The sequence below is a fragment of the Anoxybacillus sp. ST70 genome (genome assembly GCF_019553625.1).
Taxonomy (GTDB): domain Bacteria; phylum Bacillota; class Bacilli; order Bacillales; family Anoxybacillaceae; genus Anoxybacillus; species Anoxybacillus gonensis.
Genome location: NZ_JAHZOF010000005.1, coordinates 88,916 through 103,817 on the forward strand (window position 1 = coordinate 88,916; position 14,902 = coordinate 103,817).

At 40.9% G+C, this 14,902-nt stretch carries 17 protein-coding genes; 15 read left to right on the forward strand and 2 right to left on the reverse strand.

Features of this window, described 5'->3' with window-relative positions:
- The first annotated feature begins 191 nt into the window (after positions 1–191).
- The gene (locus tag K1I43_RS08500) at positions 192–1,244 is read left to right on the forward strand and encodes a glycosyltransferase family 4 protein (RefSeq protein ID WP_019417525.1); all 1,053 of its coding nucleotides are present in this window, start codon (positions 192–194) and stop codon (positions 1,242–1,244) included.
- Positions 1,245–1,284: 40 nt separating this feature from the next.
- Here K1I43_RS08500 and K1I43_RS08505 read toward each other — a convergent pair whose 3' ends face one another.
- Positions 1,285–2,304 (reverse strand): LCP family protein, encoded by a 1,020-nt coding sequence (locus tag K1I43_RS08505; RefSeq protein ID WP_019417524.1) that lies wholly within the window; start codon positions 2,302–2,304, stop codon positions 1,285–1,287.
- A 94-nt stretch (positions 2,305–2,398) separates the two neighbouring features.
- Positions 2,399–3,037, reverse strand: coding sequence for a YigZ family protein (locus K1I43_RS08510; protein ID WP_019417523.1), 639 nt, complete (start codon positions 3,035–3,037; stop codon positions 2,399–2,401).
- Between the two features lie 193 nt (positions 3,038–3,230).
- Between K1I43_RS08510 and K1I43_RS08515 the strand changes: the two genes are divergently transcribed.
- The 14 genes from K1I43_RS08515 to K1I43_RS08580 all read left to right on the forward strand — a co-directional run bounded on the left by K1I43_RS08515 (position 3,231) and on the right by K1I43_RS08580 (position 14,873).
- Positions 3,231–4,394, forward strand: a complete 1,164-nt coding sequence (locus K1I43_RS08515; protein WP_026011638.1) for a sensor histidine kinase — start codon at positions 3,231–3,233, stop codon at positions 4,392–4,394.
- Entirely contained in the window at positions 4,391–5,071 is a 681-nt protein-coding gene (locus K1I43_RS08520) for a response regulator (protein WP_019417521.1), read from the forward strand. Before K1I43_RS08515 ends, K1I43_RS08520 begins: the two co-directional genes overlap by 4 nt.
- Before the next feature lie 98 nt (positions 5,072–5,169).
- Positions 5,170–6,012 carry a DegV family protein gene (locus tag K1I43_RS08525; RefSeq protein WP_019417520.1) on the forward strand — a complete coding sequence of 281 codons (843 nt, stop codon included), beginning with the start codon at positions 5,170–5,172 and terminating at the stop codon, positions 6,010–6,012.
- A gap of 66 nt (positions 6,013–6,078) precedes the next feature.
- Positions 6,079–7,419 (forward strand): ATP-dependent helicase ComFA, encoded by a 1,341-nt coding sequence (locus K1I43_RS08530; protein ID WP_019417519.1) that lies wholly within the window; start codon positions 6,079–6,081, stop codon positions 7,417–7,419.
- Positions 7,416–8,084, forward strand: a complete 669-nt coding sequence (locus K1I43_RS08535; protein WP_019417518.1) for a ComF family protein — start codon at positions 7,416–7,418, stop codon at positions 8,082–8,084. The genes K1I43_RS08530 and K1I43_RS08535 overlap by 4 nt, the downstream gene beginning before the upstream one ends.
- A 54-nt stretch (positions 8,085–8,138) precedes the next feature.
- The gene (locus K1I43_RS08540; protein WP_220382645.1) at positions 8,139–9,863 is read left to right on the forward strand and encodes a hypothetical protein; all 1,725 of its coding nucleotides are present in this window, start codon (positions 8,139–8,141) and stop codon (positions 9,861–9,863) included.
- Entirely contained in the window at positions 9,860–10,084 is a 225-nt protein-coding gene (locus tag K1I43_RS08545) for a flagellar biosynthesis protein FlhB (RefSeq protein WP_128713021.1), read from the forward strand. Before K1I43_RS08540 ends, K1I43_RS08545 begins: the two co-directional genes overlap by 4 nt.
- Before the next feature lie 11 nt (positions 10,085–10,095).
- Entirely contained in the window at positions 10,096–10,533 is a 438-nt protein-coding gene (locus tag K1I43_RS08550; RefSeq protein ID WP_019417515.1) for a YaaR family protein, read from the forward strand.
- Between the two features lie 22 nt (positions 10,534–10,555).
- Positions 10,556–10,963 (forward strand): TIGR03826 family flagellar region protein, encoded by a 408-nt coding sequence (locus K1I43_RS08555; RefSeq protein WP_019417514.1) that lies wholly within the window; start codon positions 10,556–10,558, stop codon positions 10,961–10,963.
- A 90-nt stretch (positions 10,964–11,053) separates the two neighbouring features.
- Positions 11,054–11,323 carry a flagellar biosynthesis anti-sigma factor FlgM gene (gene flgM / locus K1I43_RS08560; protein WP_019417513.1) on the forward strand — a complete coding sequence of 90 codons (270 nt, stop codon included), beginning with the start codon at positions 11,054–11,056 and terminating at the stop codon, positions 11,321–11,323.
- Between the two features lie 23 nt (positions 11,324–11,346).
- Positions 11,347–11,826, forward strand: a complete 480-nt coding sequence (locus tag K1I43_RS08565) for a flagellar protein FlgN (protein WP_019417512.1) — start codon at positions 11,347–11,349, stop codon at positions 11,824–11,826.
- 23 nt (positions 11,827–11,849) lie between these two features.
- Entirely contained in the window at positions 11,850–13,394 is a 1,545-nt protein-coding gene (gene flgK, locus K1I43_RS08570) for a flagellar hook-associated protein FlgK (protein WP_136260172.1), read from the forward strand.
- 15 nt (positions 13,395–13,409) lie between these two features.
- Positions 13,410–14,309: a flagellar hook-associated protein FlgL gene (gene flgL / locus K1I43_RS08575; RefSeq protein WP_035066139.1), complete on the forward strand. Its 900-nt coding sequence runs from the start codon at positions 13,410–13,412 to the stop codon at positions 14,307–14,309.
- A gap of 9 nt (positions 14,310–14,318) precedes the next feature.
- Entirely contained in the window at positions 14,319–14,873 is a 555-nt protein-coding gene (locus K1I43_RS08580) for a DUF6470 family protein (RefSeq protein ID WP_035066142.1), read from the forward strand.
- Positions 14,874–14,902: the final 29 nt, after the last annotated feature.

Sequence of the window (14,902 nt, forward strand, 5' to 3'; positions counted from 1 at the left end):
ATTATAACAAATCATTTCAACAAAAAGGACGAAAATGTAACAACATTCTAGTTTTCTATTTTCCATTTGTCGATTTTAAAATTTATGGTATAATGTCTGATAGGTTTGTGAAAAGAGATGGTAGAAAGTGTTACTTTTTAAACAATAATTGATTGAAAAATCGGGAATGCTAACGAATAGGGAGGTTTCCTATGGTTTATTTCACCTTATTTCTTTGTTTTGTTTTAGCTGTGCTCATTACGCCTGTCGTGAAATGGTTGGCGTTTCGAGTTGGGGCAACGGACAAGCCAAATCAGCGGAAAGTGCACCAAAAAATTATGCCTCGTTTAGGTGGATTAGCGATTTTTATTAGTTTTATCGTCGGCTATTTTGTATTGAAACCAGCTAGCCCATATGCGACGGCGATTGTCATTGGTGCGACAATCATCGTGTTAACGGGTGTGCTTGATGATATATATGAGTTGCCGCCAAAGTGGAAGCTGCTCGGTCAAATTATTGCCGCCATTGTCGTCGTGTACGGCGGCATTCGCGTTGATTTTATTAACTTGCCATTTGGTGGCCATTTACAATTTGGATTATTAAGCATCCCGATTACGATGCTTTGGATTATCGGGATTACCAATGCCATTAACTTAATTGACGGTTTGGACGGTTTAGCTGCTGGCGTATCGTCCATTGCGCTTGTCACGATTGCTGGAATGGCAGCGACGATGGGCAATACGTACGTGTTCGTCTTTGCGATGAGTTTATTATTGCTCGGAAGTACGCTCGGTTTTCTTTTATATAATTTCCATCCAGCGAAAATTTTTATGGGCGATACAGGGGCATTATTTTTAGGCTATATGATCTCTGTGTTATCGCTTCTCGGCTTTAAAAACGTTACGGTGTTTTCGTTAATTATCCCGATTTTGATTTTAGGGGTACCTATTTCAGATACGTTATTTGCGATCGTCAGACGCATCGTTAATAAGCAACCGTTATCCGCACCAGATAAATCGCATTTGCATCATTGCTTATTGCGTCTTGGATACAGCCATCGTCAAACAGTGTTAATTATTTATGGTATGGCAGCGATGTTTGGCCTTGCCGCAGTTGTATTATCGAAAGCGACGATGTTTGGCGCATTAGTCGTCATTGCGTTTGTGTTGCTTGTTGTTGAGCTTGTTGTCGAGAAAGTTGGGCTTGTCGGGAAAGATTATCGTCCGCTACTGAAGATGGTTCGCGGCATGAAAAAAATTTCATAATTCATGAAATGAAAGAGGGTGTCTCGCGAGACACCCTCTTTCATTGTTCTTGAGCGAATTGTTCGGTTTGTGCTTGATAAGACGATACGTCAAGATGTGTTTTTAACGTTTGTTTAATTTCATCTACTGTTGCTTCATCAAGTCGGTAATAATATACACCGCTAATGCGTGCGTCTTCTCCTTTGAGATGAAGCGTTTCGATGTTTGCACCTGTTCCCTTTGTTGCATAAGCAAAGAAGCCTTTCATTTCCTCAAACGTTAAGTTCGTCGTCATGTTTTTCCCGACCGCTTCCATCACATCGTCAAATTTCGTGAGCGACTTTACGCTCATCGCTTTTTTGAAGATTGCTTTCATCAGTTCTTGTTGGCGTTTGCCGCGCTCGATGTCGTTGTCATATTTACGTGTTCTTGCAAGCGCCAGCGCTTCTTCGCCGTTTAATGTTTGTAAGCCTGGTTTTAAATGAATCGCGTTTTTCCGATCATGTGAATCCATTTCGCGAAGTTCGTAAGGGACATCAAACTCAATGCCACCGAGTTCGTCAACGACATCAACAAACGCCTCAAAGTTCATCTTGACGTAATAATCGACTGGAATATCGAGCAATTCTTCAACCGTTTCGACCGTTGCTTTTACTCCACCGTATGCATGAGCGTGTGTAATTTTATCGTATTTTTTCTCGATTGGAATGTACACGTAAGAGTCGCGTGGGATGCTAAGCAATTTTACCGTTTTATCTTTCACGTTAAATGTCGCAAGGACAAGCGCATCGGAACGTACCGCTCCCATTCCTTTCTTTTGGCGAATGTTGCTGTCGTCTACGCCGATAAATAAAACAGAAATGTTATCTGAATTCGGATCAACTTCTTTTATTCGCTTTTCTGATTTTTCGCGTCCGTCAATTTGTTCAAACGACTGCTGAATGACGGACTGCGCTTTATTGAAAAGAAACGTGGCGTATGCCCCTCCCCCGATGATAAGAAAAAGCAATGGGAGTAGAACAAATGTCCATACTTTTTTTCGTTTTTTCCTTTTTTTCATATATGCTCGTCTATTTTGCATCGTCGTTCCCCTTTTTTCAAAAGTTCAACAAATATCGACATGTAAACAATCATCATTTTACAAAATTTTTATGCAGTCGTAAACGAAAATTTTTTTACTGCGCGACATCAAACTCGACGTATACATGCTCGCCATCTGTAATGGTGCTTTTCCCATTAGTCAGTTCTGTCATCCATGCGCGGAAATCTTCTTTTTGTTTTTCTTCGACATATGTGTCAATCGTTACGTGTTCTGCATAATGAATGTTTTTTATCGTATAAGTAGAGGCGCGCAGTTCATTTTCGACTTTCCCAAGCCATGTATAGTCAAACGTTGTATGCATGATCCGCATCAGTTTACGTTCGACAATGCCTGCGGCTTTTAGTCCTTCTGTCACTGCTTTTCCGTAAGCGCGCACAAGCCCACCAGCGCCGAGTTTAATGCCCCCAAAATATCGTGTGACAACGACGACGGTGTTTTTTAACTTTTTCTTTTTCAACACTTCGAGCATTGGAACGCCTGCCGTGCCGCTCGGTTCGCCATCATCGTTTGCTTTTTGAATGTGATCGTGTTCGCCGATCATATATGCGGAACAGTTATGTGTTGCATCCCAATGTTTTTTCTTGATTTGTTGGATAAAGCGAATCGCTTCTTCTTCTGTTGTTGCTCGTTCGACGTAACAAATGAAGCGCGATTTTTCAATGACGATTTCTGCCTCTCCATATCCTTTTACCGTATAGTATGCCTCTAACAACGTGTAATCACCTCGAATACTTATTGGAATGTTGTGCGTTTTTTGTCGAAAAATGCTGATGGAAATAGATGAAACATGCTATAATGAAAATTATAAAACGATCTGTCTGATGTTCAAAGCAAGAAGAGCATTTAAATAAAAGTCAGAAAAGTTGTTTTTTTGACTTTTGTTCATTTTTTCTCAGGTGGTGTGTATGTCCAATAAAAAAATAAATGCAAAAGAGCTCGACCGAATTGTAAAAAAAATGATTGAAACGGTAGGTCAAAGCAAAAAGGAAATTTTTCATATTAGCGAACAGTCGTATAAGGAACGTGATCGATTACTCGCTGAACTTTATGAAATCAAGGGAGAGGTGAGTCGAGTTATTCAGCAGGCGGATCAATTGGAGATAAAGGAAAGGCTAGCACGTCAACGTCTATCAGAAGTAAGTAAAAGCTTTTCGTTATACTCTGAAGAGGAAATCCGTCAAACATATGAGAAAGCGCATTCGCTACAAATGGAACTTGCAATGACAAGAGAAAAGGAAAAACAATTACGTCGGCGCCGAGATGAATTAGAAAGACGGTTAGCTTCTGTGAAAGAAACGATTGAACGAGCCGATCATTTAATTGGACAAGTGACCGTTGTGCTCGGTTATTTAAATGGAGACTTTCGAGAGTTAAGTGAGTTCATTGAGGGGGCAAACAAAAAGCAAGAATTTGGATTGCGCATTATTGAAGCGCAAGAGGAAGAGCGGAAGCGGTTGTCGCGAGAAATACACGATGGCCCAGCACAAATGCTCGCGAACGTCATTATGCGTTCCGACTTAATTGAACGCATTTATCGTGAACGCGGAGCGGAGGAAGCGATTCGTGAAGTGCGCGATTTAAAAAAAATGGTGCGCTCTGCTTTATACGAAGTGCGCCGCATCATTTACGATTTGCGTCCGATGGCGCTTGATGATCTCGGTTTAATTCCAACGTTAAAAAAATATTTACAAACGATCGAAGAATATTATAAAAAAACCATCACGTTTACATACATAGGAGAAGTGCGTCGCTTGTCCGATCGTTTTGAAGTCGCTATTTTCCGCCTCGTGCAAGAAGCTGTGCAAAATGCGTTAAAGCATGCGGAGGCGAAGGAGATTCAAGTGAAAATAGAGCTAAAAAAAGATAGTTTGCTGATCGTCGTGAAAGATGATGGCAAAGGATTTAATCCGAATGAAAAAAAAGATAAAGCATTCGGATTAATCGGTATGCGTGAGCGTATCGAATGGTTGGAAGGGAAGCTACATCTTTACTCACAACTTGGACGCGGAACGATCGTTACAATGCATATACCGCTCCATAAGATGCAAGAGAAGGGGGAACAACAGTGAAAACGCGCATCGTTTTAATTGATGACCATAAACTATTTCGAGAAGGAATTAAACGCATTTTAGATTTTGAACAAGATTTTGAAGTTGTTGCGGAAGGATGCGATGGAGACGAAGCGCTGGCGCTTGTTGATCAATATAAACCAGATGTCGTCATCATGGACATTAATATGCCGCATGTCAATGGCGTGGAGGCGACGCGCCAACTCATCGAGGCGTATCCGGATACAAAAGTGATCATTTTGTCGATTCACGATGATGAAAGTTACGTCATGCACGCCTTGCAAACAGGGGCGATGGGATATTTGTTAAAAGAAATGGATGCTGACGCTTTAGTTGAAGCAGTTCGTGTTGTGTCGGAAGGCGGCTCGTACTTGCATCCGAAAGTGACGCATAATCTTGTGAAAGAATATCGTCGTCTCGTCGCTGGAGAGGGAACAGGACAAGAGAAGCAAAAACAAGCGATACGCCGACCGTACCATTTATTGACGCGCCGCGAATGTGAAGTGTTGCAGTTGTTGGTCGATGGAAAAAGTAATAAAGGTATTGCTGATGCGCTATTTATTAGCGAAAAAACGGTCAAAAACCATGTAAGCAACATTTTGCAAAAATTAAATGTTAATGATCGCACGCAAGCGGTTGTTGTTGCGATTAAAAACGGCTGGGTGGAAGTGAAATAAGGTTGTCGAGTGAATTCGACAACCTTTTTCAATGCAAGGATATTTATAATGTAGTACAATGCAAGTAGGAAAAATTTTGGACAAGGAAGGTAAAGGCAATGAAAACGGCGATTTTAACAGATAGTACAGCATATATCCCGAAGCATATTCGCGAACAGTTGAATATACATATCATTCCTTTAAGTGTTGTCTTTGGAACGGAAACGTATCGAGAAGAAATCGATATAGGTGTAGAAGATTTTTTTGATAAAGTAAAAACGAGCGAACAACTGCCGACAACGTCACAGCCGCCGATTGGTCTATTTGTTGAAACGTTTGAGCAGCTTGCAAAACAATACGATGCGGTCATTTCGATTCATTTATCAAGCGGCATTAGTGGAACGTACCAAGGAGCCGTTTCCGCAGGGCAGATGGTTGAAGGCATTCGCGTGTATGCATACGATTCGGAAATTAGCTGCATGGTGCAAGGTTTTTATGCGATAGAGGCAGCAGAAATGGCACAAGCAGGTATGCATCCAGAGGCGATTATTGCGCGGCTAGATGAAATGAAGCGATCGGTGCGCGCTTATTTTATGGTTGATGATTTATCCCATTTGCAGCGCGGTGGGCGGCTAAGTGGCGCACAAGCGTTTATCGGCAGCCTTTTACAAGTGAAACCGATTTTACATTTTGTTGATAAAGTGATCGTGCCGTTTGAAAAAATTCGTACACGTAAAAAAGCGTTAAGCCGAATAGAAGAGCTATTTGCTGAAGATGCGATGCTGGGCGTTCCGATGCGTGCGGTCATCATTCATGCGAATCGTGAAGAAGAAGCGCGCGCATGGAAAGAAAAGCTCGAACAACAATACCCGCACGTTGAATTTTTCCTTAGTTATTTCGGACCGGTCATTGGCACACATTTAGGTGAAGGAGCAATGGGATTCGGTTGGTACAAAAAATAAACAGGAATTCTTTTGATTAGCGCGAATAGAAGAAGTGGGCGACTCGTCCACTTCTTTTTTAGTGAGGTGATTTCGTTGCATCTCGCAGGCAAGCAGCTGCTAAAGTCTGAACTTTCTTTTTCTCATGATGCGAAACATGTTCAAATCGTTGACAGTATCGTCAAAACGAAAAAAGGTTATCGCTGTGTGCGATGCGACAATGAGGATCAACAACTTTTTGCCTCTTTTCCGTGCGCTCGGTGCGGACGCATATGTACGTATTGTCGAAAATGTGTCATGATGGGACGATGTAGCGAATGCAATCCGCTCGTCATATGGACGGGCCCAATTCCCTCCACCTCTTTTTCTTCACCGCTGAAATGGAGCGGTAAACTATCCCCAGCCCAACAACTTGCTTCCGACGAAGTGTGTCAGGCGATTGATCGAAACGACTCTTTGCTCGTTTGGGCCGTATGTGGTGCAGGAAAAACGGAAGTGTTATTTGCGGGAATCAATCTGGCGCTGTCGCGCGGAAAGCGCGTTTGCATCGCCGCTCCGCGCACAGATGTCGTATTAGAGCTAGCTCCGCGCTTGGCGAGCGTATTTCCATCGGTCGATATGGCGGCATTATATGGCGGTAGCAAAGACCGTGGTAAACTTGCTTCATTGACGGTGGCAACGACGCATCAACTACTTCGGTATTATCGGGCGTTCGATGTCATGATTGTTGATGAAGTGGATGCATTTCCGTATAGCGTTGATCCGATGCTTTCGTATGCCGTTGAACGTGCTCGAAAACCGACGTCTTCACTCATTTACTTAACCGCAACACCTAACGAACAATGGCAATATGAAGTAAAAAGTGGAAAGCGAAAAGCGGTAACCATTCCTGCGCGCTATCATCGTCACCCACTCCCTGTCCCTACATTTGAATGGTGCGGCAATTGGCAAAAAAAGTGGCGTCACCACCGTTTACCTTTATGTGTCGTTCAATGGATGTATGCCCGTTTAGAACAAAAGAAGCAAGCTTTTGTATTCGTTCCCCACATCGACTTGTTACAACAAGTTGTTCCGTACTTGCAACAATTTCATCCGCACATTGAAGGGGTGCATGCCGAAGATCCGAAACGAAAAGAAAAAGTGCTCGCTTTTCGGCGCGGGCAAATTCCTATTCTCGTGACAACGACCATTTTAGAGCGCGGGGTGACTGTGCCCAACGTTGATGTCGCTGTGTTAGGCGCAGAACAACCGATTTTTACCGAAAGTGCGCTCGTGCAAATTGCTGGACGGGTCGGGCGGAGTGCCCAATATCCGACAGGTGATATTCGCTTTTTTCATTTTGGAAAAACGAAAGCAATGCTTAAAGCAAAGCGCCATATTGTACGTATGAACGAAGAAGCGCGAAAGAGAGGATTGATCGACGAATGAAATGTGTCATTTGTCATGATGAATGGATGCCACACATGTCGTTTTCCATCCTTTTGACGATTCGTCAAGCGGATGTTTGTTGCCCGCGTTGCCGTGCACGTTTTATTCGTCTGGAAGGAAGTTGTTGTGAACGATGCAGCCGTTTCAGTGATCAAGCGGTATGTGAAGATTGTATCGCGTGGGAGAAACGAAAAAGTGCTTTAAAACAAAACGTCTCGGTGTATATGTATAATGATTGGATGAAAGAAGTGATGAACCGTTTTAAATTTCGCGGTGATTATGCGCTTGTCGAAGCGTTTCGTCATGATATTCGCGCAGTTTTCTCGAAACATTTTTCTTCTGATGTGCTTCTCGTCCCTATTCCTCTTAGCCCTTCTCGATTAGTTGAACGCGGATTTAATCAAGCGGAAGCGATTGCTTCGCTTTTACCATTTCCAATCATTTCCCCTTTGCGACGGATCGACGGCGAAAAACAATCGAAAAAAACGAGACGTGAACGCTTTGTCGGACGGAAGTTTTTTGTCGCTGAAGGAAGTGTCGCAGGAAAGCGCATTGTAATCGTAGATGATATTTACACGACAGGGGCGACGGTGCACGAAGCGGCAAAACTTCTTTATGACGCAGGTGCGCAAGATATTTGTTCGTTTACATTAATTCGTAGTTAACATTGTCTTTTTGTATGCCGATAATAAAAGAAAAGAGTGAGTGGAGTGTGAGTGGTGATGGAACTTCGTGGGGAGATGGCGATGAATCGTGTACAATCTCTATATTCTTTTTCTCCGCTATGTTCTGAAGGCGTATATGTTGGGAAGGTAAAAAAGCATTTAGGAAATGGTGAAGCCATTGTGACGATACAAGGACAAGATGTACACGTTCAATTCGAGGGAGAAGTGCCGAAGGAATCAACATGTTTTGTCCGATTCGTAAGTGAATCTGACGGAATATGGAACGTAGTATGTGAGAAACGAGAAGGGCACATCAATTCACATTTTTTACAAGATATTGAAAAAATGTTTTCCAAGCAAGGGAAAAGTTTATCTCTCGAAGAAAAATTAAACTTACAGCGTTTTTTTGAAATGGCAGAAGGGACAGTCAAAGAAAAAATAAAAACGATTGAAACGATGGTTAGTAAAAAGATACCGATCAACACTTTTCAATTGCAATGCATTCATGAAGCGTTGAAGGAATCTAGTTTTGATGAACAATTGAATAAATTGATGAAAGTGATAGATCCTCTCGTTGTACAAGATGACACTATACAAAGTGAGCAGTTAACATATGGAGAAATTTCTTCGTTTTCAATTAAGGAAGAGTGGATGCCATCTGTACCTTCACAGATGAAAGAAGTAATCGTAAAAACAGTAACAGAAAAAATGACAGAGGCTGAGCGTAATTTCAAAGAGGAAAAAAGAAATATAAATACAAAAATAGAAAAAGCAATAGAGATTATTAAAAAGGAGCAAAATTTACAAACAAGAGAGCGAGGAAAACACTTTATCGAGGCAGCCGTTCGTGCGCTTGATCGTGTCATTTCACAAGGAGACTTAATAAATTTAGCTGATATGGAGATGGAGAAAAAACTTCTTCAAATTAGTGCCAAACTTGCCGAAGCGAAAACAGAGATAATAAACGGACGCATGGATCAAGCGTTGAAATGTGTGCAGGAAAGTAAGAACATGCTTCAACAAATTCAATTCCAACCTTCTCAACAAAAAATAGTGCGCATTTCATCAAATGAAAAATTAAACCGCCATTGGACGATGGAAAAACAAATATTTCAACAATTGAAACATATGTTATCCCATCCGCCAAAGGACGATGAAGTGTCTGCTCGCTACGTGTTGGAACAGTTTCGCCAACTTGGTTTTTATCATGAAAAGGATCTTGTTCGCTCTTTGTTGGTAGAGAAAGATTTAGTGCCGGCAGAAAACTTGAAAACGTGGTTAATAAAAATGACCAAAAATGAAGGGCATCCTTTGTTTAAAACAGCCGAACAGGCGTTGATGAATATTACTGGGCAACAGCTGTTAAGCAAGTTTCAAGAAGAAAGTCATACCCAAACAATGTTTTATCAATTACCGTTTTTACAAGGTGAGGAAATAAAAACGGTACAAATTTATTTGCATTCGAGAAATGCAAATGGGAAAGTAGATTGGGAAAATTGCTATTTATACTTTTTGTTGAATACAGAACGGTACGGAAAAGTATCTGTTTCTTTTCAAGCGCTACAAAGACAAGTGACATTAACCATTCGTACAGAAGATGATGCAGTTGATCAATCGTTGCGTAGCTTTATAAACACAACAAAAGAAAATTTAGAAACTATTGGGTATCGAGTAAGAGATATTGTTATTGCCAAGCTAGAAGAACCGAAAGAAGAAGTCGCTGATCCTGAACTTAAATATACAAAGAATGTAGAAAGGAAACGTGAGTGGAGAATATGAACGGAAATCATTATTTTACGGCCATATCGAGTTACGAACAAAAGTCTGGCTCTTTTTCGGTGAATGTAAGTACAATGGATATACTAACGAACTATCCGTATGTGCAAAAAGATGAGGAGTTGGCTAAAAACTTAATGGATCCAGAATATCGAATGCCTGTACAGCTATACGCAGCAATTGGAGAAGTGTTAAAATTGATTCGTGCAATTGAACGATCATAGGAGCGGACGACATGGAAATCAAAAGAGTGGAAAGTATAGGTTCTGTTGATGTATCGCAAACAAAACAAGTTGTATCTTCTTCAATATCATTTTCAGAAATAATAGGTCAACAGCATCATCGGTTAGTTGGTGAACAATTCGAAAAGAGAATCAGGGAAATTGAAGAACAAGGAAAAAAACTTGTTGAATCGCGGACAATAGAAGATTTAAGGAAATATAAAAAGCTTGTAAAACAATGCATCGATGAGACGGTAAAAAATGGGTTTCAATTATCAGAGCAGTATGGATTTGGGTGGAATGGACGATCTCGCGTATATAAAATTGTAAAAGAAATTGACAAGCAACTGATCCGATTAACAGAAGATTTGTTAAATGAACAAAAAACGACATTAGATTTATTAGGTACAATTGATGCGATTCGAGGGTTAATCATTAACATATATGTATAGAGTAAAGAAGGGGGAGGTAATTATGAATCTTGACAATTGTCCGGTATGTGGAGGTCTGTTTCTTAAAACAAAATTTCGCGATATATGCGAGAAATGCTATAAGGAAGAGGAAGAAGCTTTTGAGGTTGTATATAATTTTTTACGTAAAAGAGAAAATCGGATGGCAACAATTACCCAAGTCGTAGAAGCTACTGGTGTTGAAGAGGCATTGTTGTTCAAATTTATCAAAACAGGGAGGTTACAATTACGTCAATTTCCTCATTTAGGATATCCTTGCGCTCGATGTGGAACAATTATTCGTGAAGGAAAATTATGTGAATCGTGCAATAAAGACGTCAATAAACAACTTCATATGATCTATGAAGAAGAAAAAAGAAAAGACAAACAAAATAATAACCCAACATATTATATAAAAAAAGATGAAAAGTAATGTGTTGTTGTAAATGTTTTTTTTCTTTTGACGATAATAAATATAAAGAAACGTTCGTTTTGTAATACATGAAAAAAAGGAGGGAGTAGGATGAGAATCGATCATGTTCGTCTGTCAAATGTTTATGCGTATCGCTCCAGAATAGAAAGCGATGTCTCAAAACATAAGCGTTTAAAAGAAAATGATCAAGTCGATATTTCTGTTGAGGCAAAAGAACTGCAACAGTTAGCTTTATGGGAGAAAGAACGGCAAAAAAAACTTGCTGACATAAAAGAACGTGTGCAAAACGGGACGTATCAAATTGACAATTATGAAGTAGCAAAAAGTATATATGCGTTTTATAAACAAGGAAAGCAGTAGATGGGCATAAAGGGGCGATTCATTTGTCTATTCAGCAACTTGTTGGTGTGTTGCGTGATTATATCGAAACGCATCAACAATTAAAAAGTAGTGCAAACAGAAAGACGGAAGCGCTAAAAAAAGGGGACTTCGCTGCTTTAGATGACATTGTAAGAGAAGAACAAGTACACGTAGCGATGCTTAATCAGTTAGAAAAAAAGCGTGCGCGAATAGTTACGCAAATCACAGGGATTGATGGAGAGCAAACAGTAGAATCATGTTTGCGTTATGCAGATGAGCAAGAACAGAAGATTCTCCATGAGTTGCGAAAGCAATTATTACAGCATATTGAAGAACTTAAACGGATAAATGAGCTGAATCAACAACTTATTGAGCAATCGTTACAGTTTGTTTGCGTCATGCTTGATGCGTTGCATCCGCAAAGAAAAGATATACAATATCGTGCTAACAATGAGCCAACTTCTTATGAGGAGCGACAGTCTATTTTTGATTCGAAAGTGTAAATAAAAAGCTGGAGGAGATATCATTGAGGTCTACATTTCATGGATTAGAAGTCGCTAAACGGGGCATGTTTACACAACAATCAGCTATATACGTAACAGGGCATAATATCGCGAACGCTAATACGCCGGATTTTTCGAGACAACGTGTGAATTTTAACCAAACAGAGCCATATCCAGCAGCTTCAATGAATCGCCCGAATATTCCGGGGCAGATGGGAACAGGGGTGGAAGCAGGATCGATTCAGCGAATAAGAGATAGTTTTTTAGATTACCAATATCGCAATGAAAGCACGAAGTCAGGTTACTGGAGTACGCGTTTGGATGCTATTAGCCGAATGGAAGATGTGATGAATGAGCCGACTGAGTTTGGCTTGGCGAAGGCGATGACACAATTTTGGGAGTCTCTCCAAGATTTGAGTGTTAGTCCAGAAAATGAGGGTGCGCGTGCAGCGGTTAGACAACGTGGCATTGCTGTGGCAGAATCTTTTAACTATTTGCATAGTTCGCTGACGCAAATTCGTGAAGATTTAGGTCAACAAATTAAAACGGGGTTATTGGATGTAAACTCCATTTTAAGACAAATTAGTGAATTAAACGACCAAATCAAAGCGATTGAACCGAATGGATATTTGCCGAACGACTTGTATGATCGGCGTGATGCGCTTGTGGACGAATTGTCGAAGTATGTGCAAGTAAAAGTAGACAAGCAACCAACGGGTGGCAATGCTTTGCCGATTGCTGAGGGGATTTACAAAATTTCAATCGTTGATTCAACTGGCGCAGCCATTGAAGTTGTATCAAGTACAGGATATAAAACGTTATCGATCGATCCGAGCATTTCTGGCGACCCGACGAATCCGAATGGATATGTTCGTAACGTTGTTTTATCAGACGGTACGACGATTGCCCCAAACGACTTTGCGAACGGAAAAATAAAAGCATTAATTGAAGCATACGGGTATGGAAGTACGCCTACTAGCGTTGTTGGATATTATCCGGATATGTTGAATAAATTAGATCAAATGGCATACTCGTTTGCGGAAATGTTTAATGCCCAACATCGCGCGGGATATGGACTTGATAACTCAACAGGATTGGACTTCTTTAGTGTGGGTTCAGTAAGTGGAGCGGCGGGTGCAATCCAAGTGAGCATTAACGATTTATCTAAAATTGCGGCTTCTACTGCATTAAACGAACCTGGGAATGGTGAAAATGCCCTAAATCTATCTAAAATAAAAGATTTGCTTATTACGAGTGGAACGGTCACCATTTCAGGAAGTCCTGTTTCTGTTCCTATTCAAGGTGGAACGATTCAAACGTTCTATGAAGGGTTCATTGGGCAAATTGGTGTAGATGGTCAACAAGCTCAAAGAATGAAAGTGAATGCCGACACGTTAGCTAAGTCTGTCAATGAAAATCGCCAGTCTGTCAGCTCCGTTTCTCTTGATGAGGAGATGACAAATTTAGTTAAATTTCAGCATGCGTACAGTGCAGCTGCGCGCATGATTACAGTCGTTGATGAAATGCTTGATAAAATTATTAACGGTATGGGACGTGTCGGAATATAAAGGTAGGTGGATGAGATGAGAGTAACACAATCAATGCTTGCTCATAATATGTTACGACATTTATCGACAAGTTATCAAAGGCTTGGAACGATTCAGGAGCAATTAACGACAGGAAAAAAGATTACTCGCCCTTCTGATGATCCTGTTGTGGCGATGAAAGGAATTGCGTATCGTGAGAGTTTGCAACGTGTAAAGCAATATCAGCGGAATATTGGTGAAGTGCATAACTGGATTGACAGTGCTGATGATGCACTGGATAAAGTGGGAATGGCACTGCAACGTGTTCAAGAGCTCGTCGTCCAAGCATCAACAGATACAGCAACACCTGATGACCGCAAAAAAATTGCAGATGAAATTGACCAACTACAAAAACATATTGTTGATATTGCTAATACGAAAGTAGGTGGAAAATATATTTTTCACGGAACTGACACAAGAAATCCACTATTTGTTGGCTATCCAGATGACCCTTCGTTTTCAGCTGGCACAAACAATAACAAAGTGAAAATTGAAGTGTTTGATGGAATTGAATTAGAAGTGAATATTGATGGTGCGGCTTTATTTGGAGATGCCTCGACTGGCATCGTTGGCATGCTACAAAACTTGAAGACAGCTTTGAATAACCCAGGGAGTACAGGGAATACAATTGGTAGTTATTTAACACAAGTTGAGAATCAACAAAATGCCTTGTTGGCAGCTCGTTCGGAACTTGGGGCGAAACAAAATCGAGTGGAAATGATGGAAAATCGCTTAGCGACACAAGAAGTTATTACGACAAAAGTGATGTCGAATAACGAGGATATTGATTACGAAAAAGCAATTACAGAGCTTATTTCACAGGAAAGTGTCCATCGTGCTGCACTAAGTGTAGGAGCGCGAATCATTCAGCCGACATTAATTGATTTTTTGCGTTAGGTGAGTAAAATGAATATGCCGCAAATACAAATTCGTACTGTAAAAGCGATGCTCGGTTTGAACATACAAAAACCAACACAGCATATTGAGCAGCCTAAAGCAGAATTATATATCGAACAGCCGCCGGCTTCGCTCCATATTTATAAACAACCTGCTCGTCTCACCATTGATCAATCAAGGGCATGGAGAGATATGGGGCTAATTGGTCCGCTTGAGTCGACGAGCCGGTTTGCTAAAGAAGGACGCCAAGCTTTGCTTGAGGGGATTGCTAGACAAGCGGAAGAAGGAGAACGGTTGATGCGAATCGAGCATGGCGGTAATCCGATCGCAGAAATCGCAACAGGAAAAGGCATGCGCCCATATCGCCAGCTTGGAATTACATTTATTCCATCTGTAGATAGTGTAGATGTTCACTATGAACCAGCGCGCGTGGAGATCGAAGTGGAAAAGAATAAGCCGATTATCCAAGCGAAAGTTAATCCGCCTATTCATGAGTATAAACAAGGGAAAGTTTCTGGTCATATGATTCAATATCCATCTATACAGATTGATGTGAAGTATTAAATGTGAAGCGGTGCTTGATGTGCCGCTTT